The sequence below is a fragment of the Azospira sp. genome, from assembly GCF_030247495.1.
Classification (GTDB): domain Bacteria; phylum Pseudomonadota; class Gammaproteobacteria; order Burkholderiales; family Rhodocyclaceae; genus Azospira; species Azospira oryzae.
This window is the reverse complement of record NZ_JAOTRW010000013.1, coordinates 65,515-77,009: the sequence shown is the minus strand read 5'-3', so window position 1 is coordinate 77,009 and position 11,495 is coordinate 65,515. Positions and strand designations below refer to the sequence as shown.

8 protein-coding genes and 2 tRNA genes are annotated in these 11,495 nt (G+C 63.8%); 6 read left to right on the top strand and 4 right to left on the bottom strand.

Going from position 1 to position 11,495, the window contains the following annotated elements; all coding sequences use genetic code 11:
- Positions 1 to 187: 187 nt before the first annotated feature.
- Both OEL49_RS17180 and OEL49_RS17175 read right to left on the bottom strand, forming a co-directional pair.
- Positions 188 to 263, bottom strand: a tRNA-Asn gene (locus OEL49_RS17180).
- A 54-nt stretch (positions 264 to 317) separates the two neighbouring features.
- Positions 318 to 393, bottom strand: a tRNA-Asn gene (locus tag OEL49_RS17175).
- A 62-nt stretch (positions 394 to 455) separates the two neighbouring features.
- On the opposite strand from OEL49_RS17175, the gene OEL49_RS17170 reads away from it, so the two are divergent.
- Positions 456 to 2,204, top strand: coding sequence for a hypothetical protein (locus tag OEL49_RS17170; protein ID WP_014237484.1), 1,749 nt, complete (start codon positions 456 to 458; stop codon positions 2,202 to 2,204).
- A gap of 76 nt (positions 2,205 to 2,280) precedes the next feature.
- On the opposite strand, the gene OEL49_RS17165 is transcribed toward OEL49_RS17170, so the two are convergent.
- On the bottom strand, positions 2,281 to 3,489 hold the full coding sequence (locus OEL49_RS17165) for an amino acid aminotransferase (protein WP_014237485.1): 1,209 nt from the start codon (positions 3,487 to 3,489) through the stop codon (positions 2,281 to 2,283).
- Positions 3,490 to 3,632: 143 nt separating this feature from the next.
- On the opposite strand from OEL49_RS17165, the gene uvrB reads away from it, so the two are divergent.
- Both uvrB and OEL49_RS17155 read left to right on the top strand, forming a co-directional pair.
- The gene (gene uvrB / locus OEL49_RS17160; RefSeq protein WP_014237486.1) at positions 3,633 to 5,705 is read left to right on the top strand and encodes an excinuclease ABC subunit UvrB; all 2,073 of its coding nucleotides are present in this window, start codon (positions 3,633 to 3,635) and stop codon (positions 5,703 to 5,705) included.
- Positions 5,702 to 6,229: a low molecular weight protein-tyrosine-phosphatase gene (locus OEL49_RS17155; RefSeq protein WP_014237487.1), complete on the top strand. Its 528-nt coding sequence runs from the start codon at positions 5,702 to 5,704 to the stop codon at positions 6,227 to 6,229. Before uvrB ends, OEL49_RS17155 begins: the two co-directional genes overlap by 4 nt.
- Before the next feature lie 88 nt (positions 6,230 to 6,317).
- On the opposite strand, the gene OEL49_RS17150 is transcribed toward OEL49_RS17155, so the two are convergent.
- A complete protein-coding gene (locus OEL49_RS17150) occupies positions 6,318 to 9,080 on the bottom strand; it encodes an Rne/Rng family ribonuclease (RefSeq protein ID WP_014237488.1) in 2,763 nt (920 codons plus the stop codon).
- A gap of 444 nt (positions 9,081 to 9,524) precedes the next feature.
- Here OEL49_RS17150 and OEL49_RS17145 point away from each other — a divergent pair, with 444 nt between their 5' ends.
- Genes OEL49_RS17145 through OEL49_RS17135 form a run of 3 tightly spaced genes read left to right on the top strand, consistent with a single transcriptional unit; the run spans position 9,525 to position 11,489 of the window.
- Positions 9,525 to 10,520, top strand: coding sequence for an RluA family pseudouridine synthase (locus OEL49_RS17145; protein ID WP_014237489.1), 996 nt, complete (start codon positions 9,525 to 9,527; stop codon positions 10,518 to 10,520).
- Complete coding sequence (locus tag OEL49_RS17140) at positions 10,504 to 11,160, top strand: HAD-IA family hydrolase (RefSeq protein ID WP_014237490.1); 657 nt, start codon at positions 10,504 to 10,506, stop codon at positions 11,158 to 11,160. Before OEL49_RS17145 ends, OEL49_RS17140 begins: the two co-directional genes overlap by 17 nt.
- Positions 11,139 to 11,489 carry a Rieske (2Fe-2S) protein gene (locus tag OEL49_RS17135; protein ID WP_014237491.1) on the top strand — a complete coding sequence of 117 codons (351 nt, stop codon included), beginning with the start codon at positions 11,139 to 11,141 and terminating at the stop codon, positions 11,487 to 11,489. The genes OEL49_RS17140 and OEL49_RS17135 overlap by 22 nt, the downstream gene beginning before the upstream one ends.
- Positions 11,490 to 11,495 lie beyond the last annotated feature (6 nt).

The following is an 11,495-nucleotide window of genomic DNA, read 5'->3' as shown; positions in this document are numbered from 1 at the left end:
CGCCGCTGTTGAGCCACAGGCCTGGCTGGCGCCACCAGTTGAAGTAGTTGACGCCAAAAATTTCTAAATCAAATCCGTCGGTTAAAAGCGATTTTCGAGGATTTCGTATGAATCCCGGCCGACCCTCGGAAGGTGGTGTCGCTGCGGTAAACGGAAACGGCCCGCACGAATGCGGGCCGCTTGAATTTGGCTCCCCGACCTGGGCTCGAACCAGGGACCTACGGATTAACAGTCCGGCGCTCTACCGACTGAGCTATCGAGGAACTACTACAACTAACCTTGCTGCAAAACAGCCCTGCGGCTGCCTTCTGAATTCTTGGCTCCCCGACCTGGGCTCGAACCAGGGACCTACGGATTAACAGTCCGGCGCTCTACCAACTGAGCTATCGGGGAACAGAAGAGGCGCGAATTATAGTTTTCAAAATTAACGTCGTCAATCGGATCATTAAAAAAATATGGATACGAATCTGATCTACGAAAAGACCGCCGCGGGTGAGGAGGCAATGCGTCAACGCACCCGCCTCGTGCAGCGTCATTTGCGCATGGTGTTGATCCTGGTGGACGGACGAACCAGCGTTGCCGACCTGGGGGAAAAGGTGGGCAACGAGCAGCTGGTGGAGAGCGCCCTCAGCGAACTGGAAAAGGACGGCTTTATCGCCCCCGTGCTGGAGCAGCCGTCGGTCTGGGACAAGGGCACGGCGGTGGTGCAGAAGGTCAAGGAAGTGGCCCTGGGCCAGCTTTCCGCCTTCGGCGGCAATTCCCGCCAGGAAGAGGTCCAGGTCGCACCGGCAGCGCAGGAGGCTGTGGCACCGGTGGCGTCCCCGGCCGAGACGGCGCCACAGGCTGGCTCGGCACCTGCTGACAAGCCGCCCACGGTCGCCTGGCTGGCCGGCTGGTCCACCCAGACGGAAGCGTCGGCCGAGGGCGGCAAGGCGTCGCGGCCGAAGAAGACGCCTGCAGGCGAAGAGACGGGCATCCGTCCCATCCGTCGCGGGGGACGTGCTCCCCTGGGGCCGTTGGGCAAGGCGCTGTGGGGTGTGTGCGCAGCCCTGGGGCTGGCTCTTGCGGCGCTGCTGCTGTATCCCTATGACAACCATCGGCCGGAGGTGGAGGCGGTGCTGACCCGCATGCTGCAGCAGCCGGTGAAGGCGGCCCGGCTGCACGCCACCTTCCTGCCCCATCCCGGGCTGGTGCTGGAAGGCGTGCACGTGGGCCAGGGGGAGGGGATTGCCATCGGCAGCGTGCGTTTCCTGCCCCAATTGGGACATTGGCGGACCCTGAAGCAGGTGGAGGTGCGTGGCGTGAGCCTGCCTCTGCCGGTCCTCGCCAGCGTCTCTGAATGGGTCCAGGGGGCGCGGGCGGCGGCGGTGGTTTTCCCCGCCATCGAACTGGGGGAGATCACGCTCCAGTTGGGCGGCCAGTCCCTTGGTCCCCTCGCTGGTACCCTGGTGCCGGAAGGGGCTGCCATGCCCCTGCGCCTGTCCTTGCATGACGAGGCCCGCACCTTGTCCCTGGACCTGACCCAGGCCCCGGGGGGCATGCAGTTGAGCCTGGAAGGACTGGGCTGGGAGCCGGTGAAGGACAGTCATCTCCGTTTTGATTCCCTCAATGCCCAGGGGCTTCTGACCCGGGACGGGCTGCGCCTGTCCAGTATCGATAGCCGAACCCTGGAGGGGCAGGTGAGCGGCTCCCTTTCCCTCAACTGGAACGGCGGAGTGCGCCTGGAAACGGATCTGGTGCTCAAGCATCTTTCCCTGGCCCGGCTTAATCAACTGCTGCTGGGAGGGGCGAAGGGCGAGGGGCAGGTCGATGCCTCCCTGCGCCTGAGCGGCCGGGCGGCCGACTGGTCGCGTCCCCTGAGCCTGGCCCAGGGAGAGGGCAGTTTTGTGGTGAACCGGGGGCTGCTGCCGGTGGATCTGGCAGAGGCCGTGCGGCGGGCATCGAGCGAGCCGCTGCGCGGCGGTGAGACCCGCTTTGAACAACTGGGCGGCAAGGTCCGGGTGGACCTGCAGGGCAAGCGCTTCTACGACCTGCAGCTGACTGCCGGCCTGCTGCGTGCTTCCGGTGTCGCTGCGGTGAATGTCGATGGCAGCCTGGGAGGCAGCCTGGATGTCCAGGTGGGTGGCAAGGGTAACGTGCTGCGCATGCCCCTGACCCTGGGCGGTACCCTGGAGGCTCCGGTGTTGCGCGGCGGGCGCCGCTGAATCGAGAGATAGGGCGAAAAAAAGGGCGAGGTGGAAACCTCGCCCTTTTTCATGCAGTTGCAGTTGCAGCCGGCTGTCAGGCCTTCAGCACGGCGGCAATGGCATCGACCACGGCGTCGATGTTCTTGCTGTTGAGGGCGGCCAGACAGATGCGGCCGGTACCCACGGCGTAGATGCCGAACTCGTTGCGCAGCACATCCACCTGGGCGGAGGTGAGGCCGGTGTAGGAGAACATGCCGCGCTGCTTCACCACGAAGGAGAAGTCCTGGGCCACGCCCTTGGCCTTCAGCTTGTCCACCAGGGCCACGCGCATGGCGCGGATACGGTCGCGCATGCCGGCCAGTTCGTCTTCCCACATCTGGCGCAGTTCGGGAGTGGACAGCACCGCGGCCACCACGGCACCGCCATGGGTGGGCGGGTTGGAGTAGTTGGTGCGGATGACGCGCTTCACCTGGGACAGGACGCGGGCGGACTCTTCCTTGCTGGCGGTGACGACGGACAGGGCGCCGACGCGCTCGCCATAGAGGGAGAAGCTCTTGGAGAAGGAGCTGGAAACGAAGAACTGCAGGCCGGAGGCGGAGAAGGCGCGCACGGCCACGGCATCGGCGTCGATGCCGTCGGCGAAGCCCTGGTAGGCCATGTCCAGGAAGGGCACCAGACCCTTGGCCTTGCACACGTCCACCACTTCCTGCCACTGGGCGTCGGAGAGGTCGGCACCGGTGGGGTTGTGGCAACAGGCGTGCAGGATGATGATGGAACCGGCAGCCAGGCCTTCCAGGAAGGACTTCATGCCGGCGAAGTTCACACCGCGGGTGGCGGCGTCGTAGTAGGGATAGTTTTCCACCACGAAACCGGCGGACTCGAACAGGGCCCGGTGGTTTTCCCAGGAGGGATCGCTGATGTAAACCTTGGCGTTGGGGGAGATGCGCTTGAGGAAATCGGCGCCGATCTTCAGCGCGCCGGTGCCACCCAGGGCTTCGGCGGTGATGACGCGGCCGGCGGCCAGCAGCTCGGAACCGGCACCGAAGAGCAGGTTCTGCACGGCCTGGTTGTAGGCGTTGAGGCCCTCGATGGGCTGGTAGCCGCGGGGCGGCATGGTTTCCAGGCGGGCCTTCTCGGCGGCCTTGACGGCAGCGAGGAGGGGAATCTTGCCGTTGTCGTCGTAATAGACGCCAACGCCCAGGTTAACCTTGGTAGCGCGGGTGTCGGCGTTGAACGCCTCGGTCAGACCAAGAATCGGGTCCCGCGGAGCCATCTCCACGGAAGCAAAGATCGACGAACTCATGCGTTGCTCCTGTTGTGCCAGTCATGCGGCGCTGCGCCATGCGCCATGCCGCGAGTTGGTGAATAATGTGCGCTTACAAGTTGTTCTGCCGATGATTCACTGCAGCGAAAGCAGAAGCAACAGGCGCAACGGATAATTCTAACATGAGCACATCCCCCAGCAGCCCGCAAACCGCGGAAGTCGTCACCTTTCCCGGCAGTCCCTATCGCCTGCACCAGCCGTTCCCTCCCGCGGGGGATCAGCCGGAGGCCATCCGCCTGCTGGTGGAGGGCCTGGAAGACGGTCTGTCCTATCAGACCCTGCTCGGCGTGACCGGCTCCGGCAAGACTTACACCATGGCCAACGTCATTGCCCGCACCGGCCGGCCGGCCCTCATCCTGGCGCCCAACAAGACCCTGGCGGCCCAGCTCTACGCCGAGTTCCGGGAATTCCTGCCGGAGAACGCGGTGGAGTATTTCGTCTCCTACTACGATTACTACCAGCCCGAGGCCTACGTGCCCTCCCGGGACCTGTTCATCGAGAAGGATTCGTCCATCAACGACCACATCGAGCAGATGCGGCTGTCAGCCACCAAAAGCCTGCTGGAGCGGCGTGATGTGGTGATCGTGGCCACCGTCTCCTGCATCTACGGTATCGGCGACAAGGACGACTATCACAACATGATCCTGCACCTGCGCCAGGGCGACAAAGCCGGCCAGCGGGACATCATCAAGCGCCTCTCGGAAATGCAGTACGAGCGCAACGAGGTGGATTTCCAGCGCGGCACCTTCCGTGTCCGCGGCGACGTCATCGACATCTTCCCCGCGGAGCACGCGGAACACGCCATCCGGGTCTGCCTTTTCGACGACGAGATCGAGACCCTGCAACTGTTCGATCCCCTGACCGGCCACCTGCTGCACAAGCTGCCCCGTTTCACCATCTATCCCTCCAGTCATTACGTCACACCCCGGGCCACGGTGCTGCGGGCCGTGGAGGGCATCAAGGAGGAGTTGCGCAAGCGGCTGGAGTTCTTCCACAAGGAACAGCGGCTGGTGGAAGCCCAGCGCATTGAGCAGCGCACCCGCTTCGATCTGGAGATGCTCAACGAACTGGGCTTTTGCAAAGGCATCGAAAACTACTCGCGCCACCTGTCCGGACGCAAGCCAGGCGAAGCACCGCCAACCCTGCTGGATTACCTGCCGCCCGACGCCCTGATGTTCATCGACGAATCCCACGTGGCCATCGGCCAGGTGGGCGCCATGTACAAGGGTGACCGTTCGCGTAAGGAAAACCTGGTGGATTACGGTTTCCGCCTTCCGTCGGCCCTGGACAACCGCCCCCTCAAGTTCGAGGAATTCGAGCGCCTGATGCGCCAGACCATCTTCGTTTCGGCCACGCCTTCTGATTATGAAAAGCAGCACCAGGGCCAGGTGGTGGAGCAGGTGGTGCGCCCCACTGGCCTGATCGACCCGGTGGTGCTGGTGCGTCCGGCCATGACCCAGGTGGACGACCTGCTCTCCGAAATCCGCAAGCGCATCGCCGTTTCCGAGCGGGTGCTGGTAACCACCCTGACCAAACGCATGGCCGAGGACCTGACCGATTACTTAAGGGAAAACGGCATCAAGGTGCGCTATGTGCACTCGGATATCGACACCGTGGAGCGGGTGGAGATCATCCGCGACCTGCGCCTGGGGGAATTCGACGTGCTGGTGGGCATCAACCTGCTGCGGGAAGGTTTGGACATCCCCGAGGTATCCCTGGTGGCCATTCTCGATGCGGACAAGGAGGGCTTCCTGCGTTCGGAGCGTTCCCTGATCCAGACCATCGGCCGGGCCGCCCGTCACCTCAACGGGACAGCCATTCTCTATGCCGACCGGGTGACGGACTCCATGCGGCGTGCCATGGACGAGACCGAGCGGCGCCGGGCCAAGCAGATGGCCCATAACGAGGCCCACGGCATCACGCCCAAGGGGGTCTCCAAGCGCATCAAGGACATCATCGACGGCGTCTACGACCCCGACGCGGCGCAGAAGGAACTGAAGGCTGCCCAGCAACAGGCGGTTTATGAAACAATGTCCGAAAAGAATCTGGCCAAGGAAATCAAGCGGCTGGAAAAACAGATGCTCGAGTCAGCCAAGAACCTGGAGTTCGAAAAGGCAGCGGCGGCCCGGGATGAATTGTTCCGCCTCAAGCAGCAGGCCTTCGGGGCGGCAGTGCATGACAGGGATGAGACATGATCAAGGTTCTTTTCGTCTGCATGGGCAATATCTGCCGCTCCCCCACGGCAGAAGGCGTTTTCCGCAAGCACCTGCAGCTGCACAATCTGGAGTCCCGGGTCCAGGTGGATTCGGCCGGCACCCACGGCTACCACGTCGGCGAATCGCCGGATCCCCGTACCCAGCGGGCAGCTGCCGAGCGGGGGTACGACCTGTCCGAACTGCGGGCGCGCAAAGTGGCGCCCGACGACATGGAATATTTCGACCTGATCCTGGCCATGGACCGGCGCAATCTGGAAGGCCTGCGGGCTATCTGCCCGCCGGAGCGTCAGCACCGTCTCAAGCTGTTCATGCACTACGCCCGCAATTTCGACGAGGACGAGGTGCCGGATCCCTACTATGGACTCGGCTACGGTTTCGATGTGGTGCTGGACATGGTGGAGGATGCCTCCCTCGGCCTCATCGAATCCCTCAAGCGCGAACTGGGCTGCGAAGAACCGCTTGGCACCGGCAGGGGCGGTATGCGGAGCGTTGAGCGGGCCTGACTTCCCCTGGGATCGTGCCTGCCCGAATTCAGGGCGAAAAAAAGCCAGCTCCACGGAGCTGGCTTTTTCCTGGCGCTGACGCCTTACCTTACTTGTTGCGGGTTTCCACCAGCACCAGAGGCTCGTCGCTGATCACCACCGGTGCCGGCCGGGTACGCCGGGGGCGGGGAACTTCGTTCTCCACCACTGCAGCCTGGACCTGACGGGCCTTATCCGCGCTGGTTTCCACCATCACCAGGCCGCTGGCTTCCAGGGCCTGGTCGATGTTGGCGACCACGGGCTTGATTTCGGCCGGAGGCACGGCAATGGGTTCGACGGCGCGGGGCGGGGTCGGAATAACCTGCTCCTCCACCGGTGCAACGACCTCTTCGACGGCCACGACCGGGGCGGCTTCGGGGATTGCTGCTTCAACTGCAGCTGCCGGGGCTTCCTCTACTGCCGGCGCGACTTCCGCTGCAGACTCAACCACGGCAACGGTCGGCGCCACAGCTTCCACCGCGGCGACTGCCACGGGCTCGACCGGGTTTGCCACTTCCACAACGGCGGCGGCGATGACCGGCGCCTGTTCTTGGCTTACCTCGGTGACAGCATTTTGCTGCACTTCGCCTTCAGCGCCATTTTCCTGGCGGCGCTCGCCCCGGTCACGACGGTTGTTGCGACGACCGCGACGACCGCGACCACCCTCTTCATCACCCTGGGGCGCAGCTTGCTCTGGAGCAGTGCCGGCAGCCTGGGTGTTGAGTGCATCGGCCTGGGCGGCTACTGCCTGCTGGGCCTTGTCCTCGCTGTTGCGTTCGCGGCGGGGCTGGCGTTCGCGCCGTTCCTTGCGCTGCTCGTTCTGCTGTTCGCCGCGCTCGTTGTCGGCCTGGACGGCATTGTTGCGCTCGCCGTTGCGGTCACCCCGGTCGCCCCGTTGGCGACGGCCTTCGCGAGGCTGCTGCTCGCGGGCATTGTCGCCCTGGGTTTCGCCGCGGGTGGGGCGTTCGCCCCGCTCGCCGCCGTTGCGGCCTTCGGCGCCTTCACCGCGGCCACGGCCACGCTGTTCGCCACGACCACGGCCGCGCTGCTCGCCGCGGCCCTGGCCTTCACTGCGCTGGCCACGGCCCTTGCGCGGGGTGGCTGCCGGTTCGGGAGTGGGCTCGACGGTCTTGTTGCCGCGGAACCAGGAGAAAATCTTGCCGATGATGCCTTCACTCTTGGCGACAGGGGCGGCAGCCGGCTTCTCGGCCACCACGGGAGCGGGCTGCTCCGGTGTGATGTGCTTGATGGCGGCTTCCTGGCGCGGCTGGCGGGCTTCGCTCTGGGCATTGGCCAGTTGCTTCACTTCTTCCGCCGGCATTTCCATCATGCGGTAGGACGGCTGTTGTACGTCCTCGTTGTTGAGGTCGTCGTGGCGCAGGCGCTGAATGGTGTGGGCCGGAGTTTCCAGGTGCACATTGGGGATCAGCAGGATGGTGACCTTGTGGCGCAACTCGATGGCCTGGATGTCGGGGCGCTTCTCGTTGAGCAGGAAGGTGGCCACGTCCACCGGCACCTGGGTATGCACGGCGGCGGTGTTGTCCTTCATCGCTTCCTCTTCGAGAATACGCAGGATGTGCAGGGCGGCCGATTCGGTGGAGCGGATGTGGCCGGTGCCGGTACAGCGGGGGCAGGGGATGTAGCTGGTCTCGGCCAGGGCGGGACGCAGGCGCTGGCGGGACAGTTCCATCAGGCCGAAGCGGCTGATCTTGCCCATCTGCACCCGGGCCCGGTCATGGCGGAGGGCGTCGCGCAGGCGGTTTTCCACCTCGCGCTGGTTTTTCTGGCTCTCCATGTCGATGAAGTCGATGACAATGAGGCCGCCCAGGTCGCGCAGGCGCAGTTGGCGGGCGATTTCGTCGGCCGCTTCCTGGTTGGTCTTGAGCGCGGTTTCCTCAATGTCCTGGCCGCGGGTGGAGCGGCCGGAGTTCACGTCCACTGACACCAGGGCTTCGGTGTGGTCGATGACGATGGCGCCGCCGGACGGCAGGTTCACCTGACGGGAGTAGGCCGATTCGATCTGGTGTTCGATCTGGAAGCGGGAGAAGAGGGGGACGTCGTCCCGGTACAGCTTGACCCGGTTCTCGTTGGCCGGCATGACCGTGCCCATGAAGGAACGGGCCTGCTCGAAAATCTCGTCCGTATCGATGAGGATTTCACCGATGTCGGGCTGGAAATAGTCGCGGATGGCGCGGATGACCAGGCTGCCTTCCAGGTAGATCAGGAAGGGGCCGGACTGGCTGGTGGCGGCGCCTTCGATGGCTTCCCACAGCTTCAGCAGGTAGTTGAGGTCCCACTGCAGTTCTTCGGCGTTGCGGCCGATGGCGGCGGTACGGGCGATGAGGCTCATGCCGCCGGGGACCTGCAACTGGTCCATAACGTCGCGCAGTTCGGCCCGTTCGTCACCTTCGACACGGCGGGAGACGCCGCCGCCGCGGGGATTGTTGGGCATCAGGACCAGGTAGCGGCCGGCCAGGGATACGAAGGTGGTAAGGGCGGCGCCCTTGTTGCCGCGCTCGTCCTTCTCGACCTGGACGATGACTTCCTGGCCTTCCTTGAGGGCTTCCTTGATGCTGGCGCGATTGTCTACGCCGGGCTGGAAATAGGAGCGGGAAACTTCCTTGAACGGGAGAAAGCCGTGACGCTCTTCGCCGTAATTGACGAAACAGGCCTCGAGGCTGGGTTCGATGCGGGTGATGACACCCTTGTAGATGTTGCTCTTGCGTTGTTCCTTGGCGGCTGACTCAATGTCGAGGTCAATCAGTTTCTGGCCATCGACAATGGCGACACGGAGTTCTTCAGCCTGTGTCGCATTGAAAAGCATGCGTTTCATTTATTGGGCTCCCGCACTTTTCGCACGAACGGAGTCCCGGCGCAGGCAGCGACACGATTAGTTGGGTTGTACTTTTTGAGTCCGCATTGTGGGCGTGCAACTAATGGTGAAAGGAAAATGTGTTCCTGAATTCGCTGAAAAATCTTTCGGCGGGCCCGGAAATAACCGGGGCCGGGAAATCTGCTCGGGGGTACCGATGCGTGCTTAGGGCGCGCAAATCAAGTAGTATCGCTACTTTTGGTGAGCGAACTTAACCAGTTCCGATTTGCGTTGGCTTGATCCCATACAGGTTGGTACGGGTTGAGGCCGCTTAAGGCCTGCCGGATTTCATGGTTTCCCATTTTGCATGCCGCGCAATCATGTTGCGGCTGGGAAAAACCTTCTGGTCTCACGGCGCAGCGCCTCTTTCAGGCCGAGACGAAAATCCGTTTCAGTATATTCAAAATGCCCGACGTTAGCAAAAATTCCGTAACACGGGCCACCATCGGCGAAGACGAGCAGGGCCAGCGCCTGGACAACTACCTCCTGCGGGTGTGCAAGGGGGTTCCCAAGAGCCACATCTACCGCATTCTCCGCAGTGGCGAGGTCCGCGTTAACAGCAAGCGTGCCGATGCGGCCTATCGCATCCAGGCTGGCGACATCCTGCGCATTCCGCCGATCCGGGTTGCTGCCCGGCCGGATGAGGTGGCGGCCGCCGAAGTGGCCGGCCAGGCGGTGAAGGCCGATTTGCCCCTTTTGTATGAGGATGATGCCCTGTTGGCTGTAAACAAGCCGGCCGGCATCGCGGTCCATGGGGGGAGCGGTGTGTCCTTCGGCGTCATCGAGGCCCTGCGCCATCAGCGGCCCCAGGCCAAGTTGCTGGAGCTGGCCCACCGTCTCGACCGGGAAACCTCCGGGATACTCCTGGTGGCGAAGAAGCGCTCGGCCCTGACGGCCCTGCACGACATGTTCCGTGAAGGCGGGGCAGGGCGGGGCGCCGACAAGCGCTATCTGGTGGCGGTGCAGGGGCGCTGGATGGACCCGCTGCGCCATTGCCGGCAGGCGCTTCACAAATATCTGTTGGACAACGGCGAGCGCCGGGTGCGGGTCGATCCGGAGGGCAAGCCGTCCCATACGGTTTTTCGCCTGGTGGCCCGATGGCAGCGTTTCAGTCTGCTCGAAGCGGAACTGAAGAGCGGTCGCACCCATCAGATACGGGTGCATCTGGCGCACCTGGGATATCCCATCCTGGGTGATGACAAATATGGGGATTTCGCCCTGAACCGGGAATTGCAGCGGGAAGGGTTGAAACGCATGTTCCTTCACGCCTGGAGAATGCGCTTTCCCCATCCCCTGACCAAGGAAGCCATGAGCCTGGAGGCGCCCTTGCCGCCGGCCCTGGCCAGTTTCCTGCATCATCTGTCCGAAAGTGAAGTTCAGGATTATGGCGAAGCGTTTTGATCTAGTTGTCTTCGACTGGGATGGCACCCTGCTCGACTCCGCCGCAGCCATCGTCAGCGCCGTCCAGGCGGCCTGTGTCGATCTGGGGCTGCCGGTGCCCAGCGATGCCCAGGCGCGCCATGTGATCGGCCTGGGCCTGTCGGACGCCTTGCGCAGCGCCGTGCCGGACCTGGAACCGGCCCAGTATCCGCTGATGGTGGAGCGCTACCGCCATCATTATCTGTCCCGGGACCACGAACTGGCCCTGTTTGCCGGTGCCGTGGAACTGGTGCGGGAACTGGAGGCGGCCGGGCATCTGCTGGCCGTGGCAACCGGCAAGAGCCGGCTGGGGCTGGATCGTGCCCTCAAGGTCAGTGGCCTGGGCCCCCATTTCCACTCCAGCCGCTGTGCCGACGAGTGCTTCTCCAAGCCCCATCCCCAGATGCTGGAAGAATTGATGGCGGAACTGGCCGTCGCCCCGGAGCGCACGGTCATGATCGGCGACACCACCCATGACTTGCAGATGGCGCGCAATGCGGGAGTGGATGCCCTGGCGGTCAGCTATGGTGCCCATGAGCCCGAGGTGCTGCTGGCCCATGGCCCCCTGGAAACCTTCTCCCGGCTGGAAGACCTGGCGGCATGGCTACGTCACCACGCCTGATTTGCGCCTCCGGCGATCTGCTCGAAGGTGGCGCCGGCGTGCGTTTCAGCGTGCCGCGCGCGGGCGGTGATGTTCCTGCATTTGCGGTGCGCTTTGACGGTGTGGTGCGGGCCTATCTCAACCGCTGCGCCCATGTGCCCATCGAGCTGGATTGGCAGCCGGGCGAATTTTTCGATCACTCGAAGCTATACTTGGTTTGCGCCACCCATGGCGCTCTTTACGCGCCGGAATCCGGCGCCTGCCTTGGCGGCCGTTGCAATGGCCGGGGGCTGACGCCGGTGGCCGTGACTGAGCAGGATGGCCTTGTTTATTTTCTTGAATCGGATTGACCCAAC

Bases quoted from the DNA above. Each gene is read 5' to 3' on its own strand.
- OEL49_RS17145 (WP_014237489.1), top strand. From the start codon at position 9,525: ATGCCCGACGTTAGCAAAAATTCCGTAACACGGGCCACCATCGGCGAA.
- OEL49_RS17140 (WP_014237490.1), top strand. From the start codon at position 10,504: ATGGCGAAGCGTTTTGATCTAGTTGTCTTCGACTGGGATGGCACCCTG.
- OEL49_RS17150 (WP_014237488.1), bottom strand. From the start codon at position 9,080: ATGAAACGCATGCTTTTCAATGCGACACAGGCTGAAGAACTCCGTGTC.
- OEL49_RS17135 (WP_014237491.1), top strand. From the start codon at position 11,139: ATGGCTACGTCACCACGCCTGATTTGCGCCTCCGGCGATCTGCTCGAA.
- OEL49_RS17170 (WP_014237484.1), top strand. From the start codon at position 456: ATGGATACGAATCTGATCTACGAAAAGACCGCCGCGGGTGAGGAGGCA.
- OEL49_RS17165 (WP_014237485.1), bottom strand. From the start codon at position 3,489: ATGAGTTCGTCGATCTTTGCTTCCGTGGAGATGGCTCCGCGGGACCCG.
- uvrB (WP_014237486.1), top strand. From the start codon at position 3,633: ATGAGCACATCCCCCAGCAGCCCGCAAACCGCGGAAGTCGTCACCTTT.
- OEL49_RS17155 (WP_014237487.1), top strand. From the start codon at position 5,702: ATGATCAAGGTTCTTTTCGTCTGCATGGGCAATATCTGCCGCTCCCCC.